This is a genomic window from Ancylobacter polymorphus, from assembly GCF_030813495.1.
Lineage (GTDB): Bacteria > Pseudomonadota > Alphaproteobacteria > Rhizobiales > Xanthobacteraceae > Ancylobacter > Ancylobacter polymorphus.
On sequence record NZ_JAUSUI010000001.1, the window covers coordinates 659272 to 675632 of the forward strand.

At 65.6% G+C, this 16361-nt stretch carries 19 protein-coding genes; 12 read left to right on the forward strand and 7 right to left on the reverse strand.

The window, feature by feature from the left end:
• Positions 1–45: 45 nt before the first annotated feature.
• Positions 46–615: a hypothetical protein gene (locus J2S75_RS03415; protein ID WP_307018184.1), complete on the reverse strand. Its 570-nt coding sequence runs from the start codon at positions 613–615 to the stop codon at positions 46–48.
• A 359-nt stretch (positions 616–974) separates the two neighbouring features.
• Between J2S75_RS03415 and J2S75_RS03420 the strand changes: the two genes are divergently transcribed.
• Positions 975–1142, forward strand: coding sequence for a hypothetical protein (locus tag J2S75_RS03420; RefSeq protein ID WP_307018185.1), 168 nt, complete (start codon positions 975–977; stop codon positions 1140–1142).
• 220 nt (positions 1143–1362) lie between these two features.
• Here the strand turns inward: J2S75_RS03420 and arcC are convergent, their stop codons facing one another.
• The 4 genes from arcC to arcD are packed head-to-tail and all read right to left on the reverse strand — an operon-like array spanning position 1363 to position 6026.
• A complete protein-coding gene (gene arcC / locus J2S75_RS03425) occupies positions 1363–2268 on the reverse strand; it encodes a carbamate kinase (protein ID WP_307018187.1) in 906 nt (301 codons plus the stop codon).
• A gap of 3 nt (positions 2269–2271) precedes the next feature.
• Positions 2272–3273 (reverse strand): ornithine carbamoyltransferase, encoded by a 1002-nt coding sequence (gene argF / locus J2S75_RS03430; protein WP_307018189.1) that lies wholly within the window; start codon positions 3271–3273, stop codon positions 2272–2274.
• A gap of 10 nt (positions 3274–3283) precedes the next feature.
• Entirely contained in the window at positions 3284–4531 is a 1248-nt protein-coding gene (locus J2S75_RS03435) for an arginine deiminase (RefSeq protein ID WP_307018190.1), read from the reverse strand.
• 19 nt (positions 4532–4550) lie between these two features.
• The gene (arcD, locus tag J2S75_RS03440; RefSeq protein ID WP_307018192.1) at positions 4551–6026 is read right to left on the reverse strand and encodes an arginine-ornithine antiporter; all 1476 of its coding nucleotides are present in this window, start codon (positions 6024–6026) and stop codon (positions 4551–4553) included.
• Between the two features lie 354 nt (positions 6027–6380).
• Here arcD and J2S75_RS03445 point away from each other — a divergent pair, with 354 nt between their 5' ends.
• The 4 genes from J2S75_RS03445 to J2S75_RS03460 all read left to right on the forward strand — a co-directional run bounded on the left by J2S75_RS03445 (position 6381) and on the right by J2S75_RS03460 (position 9307).
• A complete protein-coding gene (locus tag J2S75_RS03445) occupies positions 6381–6908 on the forward strand; it encodes an Hsp20/alpha crystallin family protein (RefSeq protein ID WP_307018194.1) in 528 nt (175 codons plus the stop codon).
• Positions 6909–7028: 120 nt separating this feature from the next.
• The gene (locus tag J2S75_RS03450) at positions 7029–7715 is read left to right on the forward strand and encodes a CBS domain-containing protein (RefSeq protein WP_307018196.1); all 687 of its coding nucleotides are present in this window, start codon (positions 7029–7031) and stop codon (positions 7713–7715) included.
• Positions 7716–7812: 97 nt separating this feature from the next.
• Entirely contained in the window at positions 7813–8250 is a 438-nt protein-coding gene (locus tag J2S75_RS03455) for a universal stress protein (protein ID WP_307018200.1), read from the forward strand.
• Positions 8251–8281: 31 nt separating this feature from the next.
• Positions 8282–9307 (forward strand): ribose-phosphate diphosphokinase, encoded by a 1026-nt coding sequence (locus J2S75_RS03460; protein ID WP_307018202.1) that lies wholly within the window; start codon positions 8282–8284, stop codon positions 9305–9307.
• On the opposite strand, the gene J2S75_RS03465 is transcribed toward J2S75_RS03460, so the two are convergent.
• Positions 9294–10349, reverse strand: a complete 1056-nt coding sequence (locus tag J2S75_RS03465; protein ID WP_307018204.1) for a hypothetical protein — start codon at positions 10347–10349, stop codon at positions 9294–9296. The two genes, J2S75_RS03460 and J2S75_RS03465, sit on opposite strands and share 14 nt — an antisense overlap.
• A 140-nt stretch (positions 10350–10489) precedes the next feature.
• Here J2S75_RS03465 and J2S75_RS03470 point away from each other — a divergent pair, with 140 nt between their 5' ends.
• The 6 genes from J2S75_RS03470 (at position 10490) to J2S75_RS22460 (ending at position 14664) form a co-directional block, all read left to right on the forward strand.
• Complete coding sequence (locus J2S75_RS03470; protein ID WP_307018208.1) at positions 10490–11152, forward strand: phosphoribosyltransferase; 663 nt, start codon at positions 10490–10492, stop codon at positions 11150–11152.
• A gap of 205 nt (positions 11153–11357) precedes the next feature.
• A complete protein-coding gene (locus J2S75_RS03475; RefSeq protein WP_307018209.1) occupies positions 11358–11693 on the forward strand; it encodes a thiolase family protein in 336 nt (111 codons plus the stop codon).
• 90 nt (positions 11694–11783) lie between these two features.
• A complete protein-coding gene (locus J2S75_RS03480) occupies positions 11784–12614 on the forward strand; it encodes a thiolase C-terminal domain-containing protein (protein WP_307018211.1) in 831 nt (276 codons plus the stop codon).
• A 1-nt stretch (position 12615) separates the two neighbouring features.
• Entirely contained in the window at positions 12616–13035 is a 420-nt protein-coding gene (locus tag J2S75_RS03485; RefSeq protein ID WP_307018212.1) for a Zn-ribbon domain-containing OB-fold protein, read from the forward strand.
• A 547-nt stretch (positions 13036–13582) separates the two neighbouring features.
• Positions 13583–13819 carry a helix-turn-helix domain-containing protein gene (locus J2S75_RS03490; RefSeq protein ID WP_307018214.1) on the forward strand — a complete coding sequence of 79 codons (237 nt, stop codon included), beginning with the start codon at positions 13583–13585 and terminating at the stop codon, positions 13817–13819.
• Between the two features lie 449 nt (positions 13820–14268).
• Positions 14269–14664, forward strand: coding sequence for an Arm DNA-binding domain-containing protein (locus J2S75_RS22460; RefSeq protein WP_370874072.1), 396 nt, complete (start codon positions 14269–14271; stop codon positions 14662–14664).
• Here J2S75_RS22460 and J2S75_RS03500 read toward each other — a convergent pair.
• Entirely contained in the window at positions 14645–15166 is a 522-nt protein-coding gene (locus J2S75_RS03500; RefSeq protein WP_307018217.1) for a hypothetical protein, read from the reverse strand. The two genes, J2S75_RS22460 and J2S75_RS03500, sit on opposite strands and share 20 nt — an antisense overlap.
• A gap of 327 nt (positions 15167–15493) precedes the next feature.
• Between J2S75_RS03500 and J2S75_RS03505 the strand changes: the two genes are divergently transcribed.
• Complete coding sequence (locus J2S75_RS03505) at positions 15494–16258, forward strand: hypothetical protein (RefSeq protein WP_307018219.1); 765 nt, start codon at positions 15494–15496, stop codon at positions 16256–16258.
• Positions 16259–16361: the final 103 nt, after the last annotated feature.

The following is a 16361-nucleotide window of genomic DNA, read 5'->3' on the forward strand; positions in this document are numbered from 1 at the left end:
GCCGCTCCTCTATGATTGCCGCTGTCGAATGGCGCCGCCATCCGATTATGGCTTGGGAGCGGGGCACGCCTCGGCGGGCGATTTGGTGATCTTGAGCTGATCCATCATGAAATCGGCGTTGCTTCTGGAGTCGGCCAGGAGGGCACCCGACCAGTATGCTGTCTTGCAGGTTGCGGCGTCGCAATCGCCGCCCGCGGTCTGCCATTCGCCCGTGCGGACCACGTCGCACGCGCAGATCGCCTTGTCAGGGTTGGCGGGATCCACGGTGCAGATCTTGTTGAGACACTGCGACCAGGGCGTGCCGCTTTCGCATTTCAGCCCCTTCTTGCCCTGTTCGAACTGGGTGAGAGCGAACTGCGAATAGACCGTACGAACACCCTCCGCGTCCGTGCTTGGCTTGACCGTGTCACAGGCGACCGTCGCAAGGTTCGGCCCTTCCTGCACGTCGCAGACGCAGATCGAGATGTCGGGGTTCCCCGGCTGCGGAATGCAGGGCGCCGAGGTGCACAGGGCGAATTGCTGATTGCAGAGATAGTTCTTCGCCGCCGCAGGCTGCGCGAGGCCAAGGGCCATTCCCAGAATGGCGAGCCCGAAGCCCAAAATCATTGAGCGCATTACAATTCCCCCCCCCTCAATTCTGTGATCTTACTCGTCACCGTGGATCTCTGTCCCATTGTGAGCATGTGTAACATGAAAACTCGCAGCGATCCGCCGCCCAACCCGCTGAAGTGTAGGGACTGCTTGTTGCGGATGTCGGTCGCGCAGCCGACACATTGAGACCGGAGCATCAGTTGCTCGGCGTGCTCCATCAACGCCCCGAGAAGTAGGCGCTCCCAAGTTACGCTTTGGGGCCGGGTCCAGAAGGGAAGCTATGTGCATAGCGTCAGCCAGTACCGGCCAGTCTGCCGCCGACCCCTGAACGGTTGCGAGTGGCGCGTTTCATACTCGGAGAATCAAGGCCGAGGAGAACTCACATGGGCCACTTTCAATATGATGATGTCAGCCGCGAGCGCGCAGCTTGGAACGCCGGCAAGAACGTGGGAACGAAACGTGCGCTCACGCAGAAGCAGTCCGGGCCGTTCGCTTCTTTCTCGATCGTGAGCGCCGCATTCGTGACCGTGCTTTGTTCGACCATGCGCTAGACAGCCAGCTTCGCGGTTGCGACCTGGTCAAGATCACGATCGTAATGTCGTCGCCGGATCGGAGGTCAGAACCCGAGCGATCGTCATTCAGCAGAAGACCGGTCGTCCCATCCAATTCGGCGGTTCTGCCATGGCTTCAGCCTTTGCGTGACATCCGGACGAACATCTTCCCTGCCTGCCGCATCGGCGCCCTTGGTGAACGGCGCCCACAATCGAGCGGCTAAGTCAGTGCAACCACCGTTCCGGCTCGTTCGCGCACGATGTCGGCGAGCATGTCGAGCCGGCCGATGGCGGCACGCTGGCCGGTGGCGCGGACGAAGCGGCGCGCCGCCTCGATCTTCGGCGCCATCGACCCGGCGGCGAAGGAACGGCGGTCGAGTTCGTCCGGCGTGGCGCGGGCGAGCGGACGGGCGTCCGGCGTGCCGAAACCGTCATAGACCGCGTCGACATCGGTCAGCATGACCAGCCAGTCGGCGCGTAGAAGCTGCGCCAGCAGGCCACTGACCAGATCCTTGTCGATCACCGCCTCGACGCCGGCCAGGCTGCCATCCTCGCGCCGGACCACCGGGATGCCGCCGCCGCCGGCGCAGATGACGGTGACGTCGTTGTTGACCAGCAGCGAGATGACGCGCGCCTCCATTATGTCCACCGGCTCCGGCGAGGCGACCACGCGCCGCCAGCGCTCCCCGTCGCGAGCGATCTTCCAGCCGGGGCCAGCCGTACGGGCCGCTTCCTCGCTGTCATAGACCGCACCGATCGGCTTGCTCGGATGGTGGAAGGCGGGATCGCGCGAATCCACCCGCACCTGGGTCAGCACAGTGGCCACCAGGAAATCGTCGGGGAGCACATTCATCAGCTCGCGCTCGATGAGATAGCCGATCATCCCCTCGCTCTCGGCATCCAGCACGTCGAGCGGCGTGGGTGTCCTGGGCGTCGCCGCCGCCTGCAGCGCCAGCTGGCCGACCTGCGGTCCGTTGCCATGGGTGAGGATCACCTGGTGCCCGGCACGGCGCAGCGGCGCGATCGCCGCCACAGCGGTGGCGACGCGACGTGTCTGGGTCTCGATGGAGGGCGCCTCGCCCCGTTCCAGCAGCGCGTTGCCACCCAGCGCGACGACGATGCGCATGGCTCAGCTCCCGATGGTGGCGACGAGAAGCGCCTTGATGGTGTGCATGCGGTTCTCGGCCTGGTCGAACACGATGGAGGCCGGGCTCTCGAACACCTCGTCCGTCACCTCCATGCAATCGAGGCCGAATTTGGCCTTGATCTGCGCCCCCACCTCGGTTTTGTCGTCGTGGAAAGCGGGCAGGCAGTGCATGAACTTGGCGTAGGGATTGCCCGTCTTAGCCATCGCCGCCGCATTGACCTGGTAGGGCTGCAAAAGGGCGATGCGCTCGGCCCAGCGCGCTTCCGGCTCGCCCATGGAGAGCCAGACGTCGGTGTAGACGAAATCGGCGCCACGGCAGCCGACATCGACGCTTTCGGTCACTGTTAGCGTGCCGCCCGTCGCGGCGCCGATCGCGGCGATATGGGCGCGAAATCCCTCGTCGGGATGCAGGGCGGCCGGCCCGCACAGCCGCACGTCCATCCCCATCTTCACGCCACCCAGCGCCAGCGAACGGGCGACGTTGTTGCGCGTGTCGCCCATGAACACCACGGCCATGTCGGAGAGGTGCTTGTGGGTGAATTCGCGCATGGTGAGGAAGTCCGCCAGCGTCTGCGTCGGGTGGAACTCGTCGGTCAGGCCGTTATAGACCGGCACCCCGGCGAAGGCGGCGAGTTCTTCGACGATCGACTGGCCGAAGCCGCGATATTCGATGGCGTCATAGATCCGGCCGAGCACGCGGGCGGTGTCCTTCATGCTCTCCTTGTGGCCGATCTGGCTGCCCGAGGGGCCGAGATAGGTAACGTGCGCCCCCTGGTCATAGGCGGCGACCTCGAAGCCGGTGCGGGTGCGGGTGGAATCCTTTTCGAAAATCAGGGCGATGTTCTTGCGCAGCAGATGCGGCACCTCGGTGCCGGCGAGCTTGGCCGCCTTCAGCTCGGCCGAAAGCCGCAGCAGATGGCGGATCTCGGCCGGCGTGAAGGGCTCCAGGCTGAGCACGCTGCGTCCGCGGAAATTGATCGGCATGGCACTCTCCTCAAAGCGGGTCGCGCTGGATCGGGCAGGTCATGCAGTGGCCGCCGCCGCGCCCGCGGCCGAGCTCCGAGCCTTCGATGGTGATGACCTCGACCCCCGCCCGGCGCAGCCGGGTGTTGGTGTAGACATTGCGGTCATAGGCGATGACCACGCCGGGCTCGATGGCGACGACATTGTTGCCGTCGTCCCACTGCTCGCGCTCGGCCTCGAACTCGTCGCCGCCGGTATCGATCACGCGCAGTGCGTTGAGCCCCAGTGCGTCGCGCACCACGTCGAGGAAGCCCGCCCGCTCCTCGGTGATGGCGATATCGCCGTTCTGGCTGCCCGGCGTCACCGTGAAGGTGCGCAGGCGGCTTACCACTGGCGGATAGGCGGTGGCGATGTCCGGCCCGCACAGGGTGAAGACCGTGTCGAGATGCATGAAGCTGCGGTCGCGCGGCATCAGCGCGGCGATGACCCGCTCCACCGCTCCGGTCGCCAACAGCCGCCGTACCAAATGGGACACCGCTTGCGGCGTGGTGCGCTCGCCCATGCCGATCAGCACCGTGCCGCCGCCGACCGGCATCACGTCGCCGCCTTCGAGCGTGGAGAGGCCGGGAGCGAGGCCCCCGCCATCGCCTTCGCCGTCAACGGCGTCGTCGGGCCGGACCTCGAAGGCCTTCTCGGCGAAAAGGCCATGGAAGCGGTAGATCGCCTCCATGTGGATCGTCTCCGGCCGCCGTGCCGGCCAGTACATGGCGCCAAGACACAGGCCGCCATAGATCCAGCAGGAGCTGTCGCGGGTGAACAGGTGGTTGGGCAGGGGCGGCAGCACGAAATCGGACGGTTCCAGGCTGGCGGCGAGAAGGCCCGCCGACATAAAGGGCAGTTCGGCCTTGGCGATGCCGCCGATGAGCAACTCGGCCAGCTGGCGCGAAGGCATTTCGGAAAGCCAGGCGCGCAGATCGGCTAGCATTTCGGCGTCGAAATCCGACACCGGCAGGCGATGGTCGAGGATCCAGAGGCGGCCGATCGGATCGTCAAGCACCTCGGCCAGCAATTCGGTCAGCTCCAGCACCTCGACGCCGCGATCCCGCATCGTGTCGACAAAGGCGTCGTGTTCCTGCCGGGCCTTCTTTACCCACAGCACATCGTCGAACAGCAGGGTGCGGCAGTTGGACGGGGTGAGGCGACGCAGTGCCAGATCGGGCCGGTTGACCAGGACGCGGCGCAGCCGTCCGGCCTCGGAGTGAACGCCAAGGGGGGCCATTTGTCTGTTCTCCTGCCGATCAAAGCGGGCTGATGACGCCGGTGGCGATCAGATAGGCGGCGAGCCCGCCGGCGGTGACGATGGCGAGGGCCAGCACCACCTCCAGCGGGGTGAACACGCGCTTGTCCTGCTCGCGGCGGGCCCAGATGTAGACCAGGATACCGGGCGCATAGAGCATGGCGCACATGAACAGGAAGGTCGGGCCGGCCGCGTAGACCAGCCAGGCGCCATAGATCGTCGCCACCGCGCCGGTGAAGATGTCGCGCCCCGTGGTTTCGCCGGCGCCGTAGCCGTCGCGGGTCAGGGCGATCTTCAGCGCATAGGCGCCCGAGAGCACATAGGGCACGAGGATCGCGGCCGAGGCGATGAGGAATAGCGCCTGATAGGTCGAGTTGGCGAAATAGGTGATGATGAGGAAGAGCTGGACCAGCCCGTTGGTGAGCCACAGCGAGACCGAGGGTGAGCCCTTATCGTTCTCGGTGGCAAGCAGCTTCGGCATGGTGCCGTCGCGCGCCGCCATCATCGGGATCTCGGCGGCCAGCAGCGTCCAGGACAGGAAGGCGCCGAGCACCGACACCACCACGGCAAGGTTGATGAGCGCGCCGCCCCAGGGGCCGACCACATGCTCCATCACCACCGCCATGGACGGGTTCTTCAGCCCGGCGAGCTCGGGCTGCGTCATGATGCCGAGCGAGAGCAGGGACACCAGCGCATAGAGCCCGAGGCAGATGAGGAAGCCGGACACCGTGGCGAAGCCGATATCGGACCGCTTGTTCGCACGCGCCGAGACGACGCTCGCCCCCTCCACGCCGATGAACACCCACAGCGTCACCAGCATGGTGCTCTTCACCTGCGCCAGCAGGCTGCCGAGTTCGGGATTGCTGACGCCCGAGAAGTCGAGCGTGAAGACGTCGAGATTGAACGCCAGCGCGGCGACGACGATGAACAGGACGATGGGGGCGATCTTGGCGATGGTGGTGATGAAATTGGTGATCGCCGCCTCGCGCACGCCCATCAGGATCAGCGCATGCACCGCCCACAGCATGAGCGAGGCGCCGACGATGGCAGCAATGGTGTTGCCCTCGCCGAAGGCCGGCGCGAAATAGGAAAGCGCTGAGAACACGATCACCGCATAGGAGACGTTTCCGATCCAGGCCGAGAGCCAGTAGCCCCAGGCCGAATTGAATCCGACGAAGTCGCCGAACCCGGCCTTGGCATAGGCATAGGGGCCGGAATCGAGCCCCGGCTTGCGGATCGCGAGACGCTGATAGACGAAAGCCAGTGCAATCATCCCGATGCCGGTGATGACCCAGCCGATGAGGATCGCCAACGGGCCGGCCCCGGCCGCCATGTTCTGCGGCAGGCTGAACACGCCTGCACCGACCATCGAGCCGATGACAAGGGCGGTGAGCAGGCTGCGGCTGAGCTTTGCCGACTGGGTTGTACTGGTCGTCGTCGCGGATTTGATCTGGCTGCCGTGGTCGATGGACGTCATGCCGCCCTCCCTGATTGGCCTTGGCCTGGAGGAGACAATGGGCCGTGGCGGGCAGCCCCGCCTTGTGCTGGATCAAGCAGAATAGTTCCCGGGACGGCAATCTCCCGCCTTCCTGAACCCAAGTTAATAGAAACACACTGACAACTTGAATAAGGTCAGTATTCATTCCTCATTTAATTGCCGATTTGGCTCTCCCGCTCGCCGTCGATTGCGCCAGATCAAAGCGCCATCAGAGGGATGTGTTTGTCTTCATGCGTGTCATCCAGGCGCCAGTTCCGTGGAGTGGCGACGCCCCGTTGTTTTGCAGGGATTTAACACTTCCACTGCTTGCGCGGTATTGAAGAGGAGAGTGTCATGGCAGAGGCGACCAAGCTTCCTGTGAAGACCGAATCCAAGGCGCCCGTCCCCGCCTTTGGCGGCGCGTGGGCGCCATTCGATGCGCTGCGTCGCGAGATCGACCAGGTGTTCGAGACATTCGGCCTCGGCGCGCTGCGCCCGCCGCTGGCTCGCTCCGTCGAGGCGGCCTGGCCGCGCGAGACCGGCTGGAGCCTGGCCCCGGCGGTCGACGTCGCGGAAAAGCCGGGTGAGTACGAGATCACGGCCGAACTTCCCGGCCTCGATGAAAAGGATGTCGAGGTCCGGCTGGCGAACGGCACCCTCACCATCAAGGGCGAGAAGAAGGAAGAAAAGGAGCAGCGCGAGAAGGACTACTATGTCTCCGAGCGCCGCTACGGTTCCTTCGTCAGGTCCTTCCGTGTGCCCGAGGGGGTCGATGCCGAGCAGATCGAGGCGAGCTTCGCCAAGGGCGTGCTCACCGTGAAACTGCCGAAAACCGCGCAGGCGCAGCAGGCTGAGAAGACGATCGCCGTAAAGGCCGCGTGACGCCGCTTGCCGCAGGCCGGGTCGCCGAGGCAACCCGGCCTGCGGCCCGGCTGGCCGCATCGACCGGCGGCTTCGCCGCTCATTGCATATGGCACCATACGCGCCCGCAGGGAGGAAGCTATGAAGGCATGTGATGTCATGACATCGCCGGTGATAACGGCGAAGCCGACCGATCTCGTGGTGCAGATCGCCCGGATTCTGCTCGAGCGGCGCATCAGCGCCGTGCCGATCGTAGACAACGAGGGGCATCTGGTCGGCATCGTCAGCGAGGGCGACCTGATCCATCGCGTGGAAGCCGGCACCGAGCGCCGCCGCTCCTGGTGGCTGGAGGCCTTCGCCGATGATGGCACGCTGGCGGCCGAATATGTGAAGACGCATGGCCGCACCGCCGCCGATGTGATGCACAAGGACCCGGTGAGCGCCGGGCCGGACACGCCGCTGCATGAGATCGCCGCGCTGATGGAGAAGCACGGCGTCAAGCGCATCCCCATCGTCGAGAAGGATCGCCTGGTGGGGATCGTCAGCCGCTCCAACCTCATCCAGGCGGTCGCCCGCACCAATATGGGATTGGAGATTCCGCTTTCCGACAGCGCCATACGCGACAAAGTGATGGAGCGCCTGCGCCAGCAGCCCTGGACGCAGACCTGGCGGCTGAACGTCACCGTGGACGACGGCGTGGTGAGCCTCTGGGGCATCGCCAATGCCGATGCCGAGCGCCACGCGCTTCGGGTCGTCGCCGAGACGACGCCGGGCGTGCGGGCAGTCAACGACCATCTGATGCGGGAACCGATGGGAAGCTGGGCCTGAGCCTGTCCGCTCCCTCTTCGCTCGTGCCAACCCACGGTGTTGTGGCCAACGCTGCGCAGCCTGCGTCGAGCGAGGCCTGTCCGATCAGGAGATGACGATGTTCAGCCATGTTCTCATACCCACCGACGGGTCGCCTCTCTCGACCGTTGCCCTGCAGTCGGCCATGGCCTTCGCCCGCGATGCCGGGGCGAAGGTGACGGTGCTGACCGTGATCGAGCCCTTTCACGTGCTCACGGTTTCGCCCGAGCAGCTTGAAAGCACGCGCGATGACTACCTGCGAACGGCCGGGGCCCACGCGGGCGAACACCTGAGCGCGGCCGAGCAGCAGGCGCGGCAGATTGGCGTGCCGTGCGACGTGCTGCAGGTCCAGAATGACGAGCCCTACCTCGCCATCATCGAAACGGCGGCGGCGCGCGGCTGCGACCTGATCGCCATGGCCTCGCACGGCCGGCGCGGCATCGCGGCGCTGGTGCTCGGCAGCGTGACGCAGAAGGTGCTGACCCACTCGAAAGTGCCTGTGCTCGTCTATCGTTGAGGGCCCGGCAGCGGGAGACAGGTGAGGAACGATGCCGGCCGCCCCCCTGACGCCGCGCTACGCGGCGACCGCCGCTTTTGCACCGATGGTGCTCTTCGCGCTGGCCGGAAGCGACGCGATCGGCCGCGCGGTTGCCGGCCATCTGGGAATCGACCTTGCGGCGCATGAGGAGCGGGAATTCGAGGATGGCGAACACAAGGCCCGGCCGCTCGCTCGCGTAGCGGGAGCCGACGTCTATGTGCTGCACAGCCTGCATGGCGGCCCGCAGGCCAGCACCGACGACAAGCTGTGCCGCCTTCTGTTCTTCCTTGCCGCGGTCAAGGATGCCGGCGCGGCACGGGTTGCGGCGGTCCTGCCATACCTATGCTACGCACGGAAGGACCGCCGCACCAAGCCCAACGATCCGGTCACGACACGCTATGTCGCGGCCTTGTTTGAAGCCGTTGGCACGGACACCGTGGTCGCGCTGGAAGTGCACAATGAGAGCGCCTTCGAGAATGCATTCCGCTGCCGTTCGGTGGCGCTGAGCGCGGCGCCACCGCTTGTCCAGAAGGTTCTGCCGCTGCTCGGCGACGAACCGCTCTGTGTCGTGTCGCCCGACCTCGGCGGCGGCAAGCGGGCCGACCTTTTTCGCGAGGCGCTGCAAGCGGTCATTGGCCGGCCGGTCGGCAACGCCTTCGCCGAGAAGCACCGCAGCGCCGGCGTCGTGTCCGGCGAGCTTTTCGTCGGCGACGTGCAAGGCGCCACCTGCATCATTGTCGATGACCTCATCAGCACCGGCGGGACGCTGGTGCGCGCCGCACGGGCGGCGCGCGAGGCTGGTGGCCGGCGGGTGATCGCCTGCGTTGCGCACGGGCTGTTCATGGCCGGCGCCGCCGAAGCACTCGTCGATCCGGCGATCGAGCGGATCATCACCACCGACAGCGTGCCGCCCTTCCGTCTGCCCGTCGGTGCCGTGCGCGAGAAGCTCGACACGGCCGACGCGGCACCGCTCCTCGGCGAAGCGATCCGGCGCCTGCATGCGGGTGAAGCGCTGACCGACCTCATGGCATTCTAAGCCCACGCTCCAGCTGGGCCGCATCGCGGGCGGCGAGCCTCAGATAGGCGCGCGCCTGGCGCGGCCACTTATCGGGCATACGGGGCGTCGGGTCGTAGAGATGGGCGATGGAGAGCCGCGCGCGCAGCAGGGCGCGCTGGCTGCGGTAGAACAGGAACAACAGGCCGCGGCGGTCCTCACCGAGCCGCGCCGCGAGGCGCCGGCGGATCGCTTCGCCGGCCCAGCGGGCGCCCAGCTGCTCACATTCGAGGTGCAGGAACGCTATCTCGTCGAGCGGATCGAGGGCGCGCAGGTGGTCATCGAACTCAAGGCAATCGATGATGCTCACCGGGTGGCCGGGCCAGATGTGCTCGGGGCGCAGGTCGCCATGGGCTTCGACGATGCGTCCCTGCCGGACCCGCGCGGCCAGCTGCGCGCCATGAAGGGTGAGAAAGCGCTCCTGCACGCCGAGGATCCGTCCGATGGGGCCCAGCGGCAGCTTGAAGCGCGGATTGCTCAGCACGTGCCGGTTCATGCGGGAAGCGCGGCCCCAATCGTTCAGATAGCGCTCCGACGATGTCGGCGCCGGGCGGGCGCGTCGATAGAACGCCCGGAGGGCGGCGGCGATGCGCGCGACATGGTCCATCCGCAAATCGTGTCCGAGCAACAACGCCTGAAGGCTCTCCGCCTCATTAAGCCGGCGCATCACGACCAGCCAGTCGACGGGAGGTCCTTCGCCGCCGAGGGCGAGCCCGCTCGGCCCCGCCGTCAACGGCAGCACGCCAAGATAGATGTCGGGGGCGAGGCGGCGGTTCAGCCGATCCTCGGCGCGGCAAACGGCGGCGCGGTGCTCGGCCGTGGAGAAATCCAGATAGGGAAAACGGACGGGCTTCTTCAGCTTGTAAACCCGGTCCGGGGTGAGAAAGACCCAGGACATATGGGTCTCACGCGCCTCGACGCTGGCGGGATAGCCGGGAAGATTCCGGCCGTCGGCGAGAAAGGCGAGCTTATCCTCCAGCCGGAACGCCGGTCCGGTCGCTTTGGCAAGGCTGGCGCGGGCCATCTGAACCATCGCTCGACCTTAGACGCGTGGCGCACCTTGCCGTTGACGCCGGTCAATGTTCGACGTGGCCCGCGCTCTAATGATACGAGCCGGGCACCACTCCGGCCGGCCTGGCGGCCTCGGGCTCGGAGGGATGGTCGATGATCTTCGCGGACCGTATCGATGCAGGGCGCCGGCTGGCGGCGGCGCTCGCCGCCTATCGCCCACGCCGTCCCGTGGTGCTGGCGCTGCCGCGCGGCGGCGTGCCGGTGGCGGCGGAAATCGCACAGGCCCTCGCCGCGCCGCTCGATCTCGTTCTCGTGCGCAAGATCGGCCTGCCCTGCCAGCCCGAACTCGCCATCGGCGCCGTGGTGGATGGTGCCGAGCCGCTCATCGTCCGCAATGAGGCGATCCTCGCGCGCGCCGGCGTCGACGAGGCGGATTTCCAGCGCGTGTGCCGGCAGGAGCTTGCCGAGATCGAGCGCCGAAAGGCCCGCTATATCGGCCAGCGCTCCCGCGCGGAACTGGCCGGAAGGACCGTCATCGTCGTCGATGACGGCATTGCCACGGGTGCCACCATGAAGGCGGCGCTGCAGGCGGTTCGCCAGCGCGGCCCGGCGGAACTGGTGCTGGCGGTCCCTGTCGCCCCCGCCGAGGCGATTGCCGACCTGCGGCCCGAAGTGGACGATCTCATCTGCCTCGACGTGCCGGAACCATTCGGAGCGATCGGCTGCTTCTACCGCGATTTCAGCCAGGTGAGTGATGAGGAAGTCGTCGCGACGCTGGCGCGCTTTCCGTCGGGCGCGGGCTCTGCCGACATGTGAGCGGCCAGGGACAGAATTATCCGCCTCCGTTGATCCCCATCAACACCGGCCGGGGCGAAAGGCGTCCCATTCCGGTGGGCTGCAGGAGCGGCGCATAACACGGCGTGGCCGATTTCCCCGACAGCTCGGCGCTCCCCCTCCGGGGTGCGCCCAACGGGTGAACGAAAGGACCTCCGCCATGAGGTAAAGCAAGCTTAGGGAGCGTGTGGCCATTTCCGGCGTCGGCTGTTCGCGGTTCGGCGACCTGCTGGAAACGCCGGAACTCAAGGGGCTCAGCCTCCAGGAACTGACTGCCCGTGCGGTCAAGGAGGCGCTGGACGACGCCGGGCTCACCGGTCAGGATGTCGATGCGGTTTTCGCCGGCAACGCCATGGTGCACAGCTCGCAGGTGCCGGGCACCTATTCGCAGCTGGCGAAATGGACCGGCACCCAGTTCAAGGCCGGCGTTCACTTCGAGGCCCAGTGCTCGACCACCAATGTGGGCGCCTCGCTGGCGGCCATGTCGATCGCCGCCGGCGTCTATGACACCGTGCTCGTCTAAGGGCTGGAGACGACCCGGACCAAGGTCAAAGGCTTCAGCCCTTATGAGCGCGAGCCCATTTCCCATCAGCAGACATGGCTGTGGACCGACATGGCGGTCAACCAGGCCTATGGCGTGCCGCAGGGCTACGACATCTTCTCGACCTATAACGGGCTCGTCGCGCTGGGCTACTGCCGCAAATACGGAATCTCGATCGAGGACTACGACCGCGGCATGTTCGAGCTCTGCCGCACCCGGCGCCTGCACGGCTCGCTGAACCCGAAGGCCAACATTCAGGAGACGCTGGAAGACCGGGCGGCGGCCAAGGGCTTCACCGATGCCTTCGATTACTGGCGCTCGGATGCGCACAACCCGTTCGTCGCCTGGCCATCGCGCCTGCTCAGCCTCGTGACCACCGCCGACGGCGCCTCCGCCATGGTGCTGACGCGCGCGGATCTCGCCAGGGGCGGCAAGTCGCAGCCGGTGGAGTTCAAGGGCTTCGGCATCAGCTACAGCGATCTTCCCTGGTACGGCGAGGATCCCACCCATTGGGAATTCGACCGGCGGGCCATCGATGCCGCCTTCGGCATGGCCAGCATCGGGCCGGCGGATATCGACTATCTCCACACCCATGACTGCTCCCACATCTCCGGCCTGTGCACGGCGGAGACGATCGGCTACCTGCCGCCGGGCGGCGGCCTCGACGCGGCACGCGCCGGGCGGCTGCGCTTCGACGGCGACCGGCCGATGTCGACCCATGGCGGCCGCCATGCCTTCGGCCATGCCTGGGGCGCCAGCGCCGGCAGCGATACCTATGAGGCCGTGCTGCAGATGCGCGGCAAGGCCGGTGCCCGGCAGATCCCGAGCCCGCCGGAGATTTCCGTCATCCACACCCACGGCTACGCTATGATCGGCACCGTGGTCGTTCTGGGAGGGCTGTGACATGCAGGATGTCGCCGAGCAGCCAAGCGCCATTCGCTGGTATTACGAAGGACTGGGGCAGAACGTGTTCCGGGCGGTGAGCTGCCGCTCCTGCGGCAAGCTGACCTTCCCGCCGACCGGGTGCTGCGAGCATTGCGGCAGCTGGGAGGTCGAGGGCGTCGAGTTGAGCGGCGAGGCGACGCTGCTCTATGCGACGCACAACATCACGCCCGCCTGCCATCCCCGCTTCGAGACGATCGCCCCCTATGTCTACGGCCATCTCCGGCTCCGAGAAGGGCCGATCGTGCAGGCCATCATCCTTGGCGTGGAGGCCCGGCCGGAGTCGTTGCGCGCCCTGTTCGAGCGGGGGCCGGTGCCGGTAAAAGCGGAGACGCTGACGATGGAAGACCTGCCGGTGATCGCCTTCCGTCTTGCCGGCTGAGTCCGCCCAATAGTTATCAGCACTTCGTGGCCGGATCCCCCCGGCCACGAAGTGAGGGCGTCGCGCACCTCGCTCGCCGCGTGCCGAAAGGTCACCCTGGAGACGCATCGCTACACGCTACGACCGATGCGCCCACACCTTCTTCTCTGCCATCTGCATCGCAGCAGTTGGCCTGCTGCCGGTTTCGTGGACACCGAGATTGGGTGTTTCATGAAGCCGGCAGCAGGCCAATGCGCCACGCTTTCCATGCAATGATAGCGGCATCTGTCGTGCCGCCATCACGCGGCGCGGCCGCAGACGAACTGTCAAAGGAAGCGCCGCCGACCGTCAGCAGGGCGGCGGAGAGAATGTCTCTCCGCTAGGGCCGGGACAGAGTCATGCTGATCTCAGAATCAGCCATGATCCGAGTTCCAGACAGCTTGGGTTGTGGTCAGGCCGTTCTGAGCGGGCCAACGCTCTGAACGGCCGCCTAAACGATAATCGTAACCTTGGTACGATAACTCTCGCGACGGCAGCCTTCAATGAATAATCGTATCACCGTTACGAAATGACACCCATCCAGTCGAAAATGGCACGTGTGGCGCTCGGCTGGGGTACCCGCGACTTGGCGCAAAAGGCAAACGTTTCGCCTGACACCATCGCGCGTTTGGAGCGCGGTGAGCGTCTTCGGACTGGTACGATGGCAACCATCCGTGCCGCCTTTGAGGCCGCCGGCATCGAGTTTATTCCGGAGAATGGGGGCGGCGCTGGCGTGCGCTTCCGGAAGCCCCTCGAGTCGAACTGACGGCGCCTTCGCCGACCCAGTAGGTCGACGGGGCAATCATTACGGCCGCTGCCGAATAACGGGCCAGCCGCCCGAATTAATCCTTGCCTTCCGCCCAAGATCGCATAGCGTCTCACTGATGCTCAGCCCAACTCATATAGCGCCTTGAAATTGTTGGCCTATTTGTTGGCCCCACCTATTCTGAAATAATACTTATCACATACATTTGAATGCTCTGCTGAAGGTATTTTTTGCTTGCTCAAGGAGCCACTCCCCCGTTTCGGGGACGGCTCAGCTCTTGCCAGATCGCCTGGCTAGCCCTCGAATTTGCTGGATAGTTTTTTCTTCAGCCTCCGCTCGCTGTCCGAGCCGGGTTCGGCCAGAGCCACCCCATCCCGCGAATTGGTGGCCTTTTTGTTGGCCTGCAGCCGGTGTTTTCATGATCCCAGCGTTCAGCAGGGAGGGCGAACATGGCCTTGTCAGATGCGGCGCGCCGGACAGCCAAGGGCCGGGAAGGCGAATACGAACTTTCCGACGGTGGTGGCCTTTATCTTTTCGTGAAGCCCAACGGCGCCCGGGTCTGGCAGCAGGCCGACAGATTCGCGGGCAAACAGAAGAAACTCACCCATGGGCCTATCCGCTCATTTCGCTGGCCGATGCGCGGCGGCTTCGGGACGAGGCCATGCTCGGTGACCAGCAAATGCCGGTTTGACTCAAACCAAATGGCCTCCGGTCAATCCGGGGAGGTCCATTTTCACCACGCTAGACCGGACTGGAATGGGTTCGCTACCGTGGCGTCGGACCCAATCGCCGGTGCCAAACGTGCCCTGCCCGCCGTTCAGCGCGTCAGGGTGCGTTCTCGTTGACGCAATCGGTCAGGCGGATCATCGCCTTTTGCGCGTCGCGGAGGTTCCACTTGAGCTCACGGTTGCCGATCCAGACTTCGATTGTGCGGGCCGTTTCGAAAAGCTGCGACATGTCCCAGCTCATCGTCATCCAGGCGCGGTCCCGATCGGATGAGAAGCGGAAATATTCCGGCTGTTCGTCATTGAAGCCGACGGTCACGTCGTCGCCATTCCTGTGACCCTGGGCCGGGACCGAGAGGCTGAAATCCGGCCCCTTGCCGTTATGGGCGACCCGCAGCACCTTGCCGTTCTGGTTGGTCTCGATGATGCAACGGTTGAAACTGTTGTCATTGTTGCGGTTCAAAATCACGCGCCAGCCCCCGATGGTGGCCAATACGCGCTCGCCCGCCAGGGATGGCACAGGCGCCATGTGAAGACTGAATGCGGCAAGCGCCAGCAGCAAATGGGCAGGTCTTTTCATGATCTCTCTCGCAGAAAGGGGCGCGCGCAGAAGGCTGGTCACTCAAAGCGGCTTGTTCAATTATTAACTACTAGGGTACCGTGAACAAAGCCACGGTCAAGCGGTTCAGGCGCCCGGTGTCTCACCGGAACAGCGCATCGCAGCCCCCCTTGCCGACCTCACTCTCCTCCGTCGGCGCGTGGCGTCGATTCCCGGCAGAACCGCCCTTGAACGGTATCAGGGAACGTGCAAGATCGGTGCTCAGTGCCCCCGTAGCCAAAGCTGACGACAGATCCGTCCCCCTTCGGGTCGGCGAGGTCTATCGATGCCCAGGCCGCGTCGGAATGCCGTCCACGCACGCTCCCTCCCTCCCCTTTGCCCGGTCAGTCCATGAACACACGCCTGGTCAAAATCCTTCTTGCCATGGTCGCCGTTGTGGCCGCTGCTGGAACAGCGCGGGCCGAGGGCGAGCTTCTCTACAAATGCGGCGGCGATCTCGGCTTTGTCGTCGAGACCCATCCCGAGAACAGCAGTGGTAACTTTCATGGCACCTTCAGCGCGCCGCTCGTGCCCGATGGCAAGGGCGCCTGGGTGAATCCCGGCCGTGAATTGCAGTTCTGGCCGGAAGGCGACGGGCCGAAGCTTTTCGTTGGTGTCGAGGAGTTCTCCTGCGAGCCCGTCGCCGACGAGCCCGGCATGAAGGCCGGCGCCGAGCCGGCCGACACAGCCTCGCCGACCACCGCCGATCTGGAGATGGTGCCCTATGGCTCCACGCGCGGATGGGAAGTCGTCTCGCTGATTGCGGGGCCGGATTTTGTCGGCTGCGCCGGGTCGATCAGCCATCCCGCCGGCTTCCTGATCCTGCAGAAAAAGACGCATGGCTGGGAACTGCGCGTCCCTGCGGACCAGACGGAAGGGTTTGAGGGGGGCATCATCACGCTCGACGGACGCCGCGTGGATGCCCAGTTCGGCTTTACCCCTGAAGGCGCGGGCGAGGCGGGGTTGGACGATCGCTTCGTCGCCGCCCTCCGGAACGGCAAATTGCTGACCACCCAGATCAACGGCGCGAGGCCGGTCAAATGGCAGCTGACAGGTTCGGCAGCCGTCGTGACCAAGATCGAAGAATGCTTCAAGCGCCAGGGCCTGCTTCCCTGATCGCCATCGGCCCGGCAGGCGGATGATCGCCGAAAAAGACGGCCATCCGGCGAGCCGCCACGGCTGCGCCGGGTGATGGCCCACTGCGTTGGGCTCCTCGCGG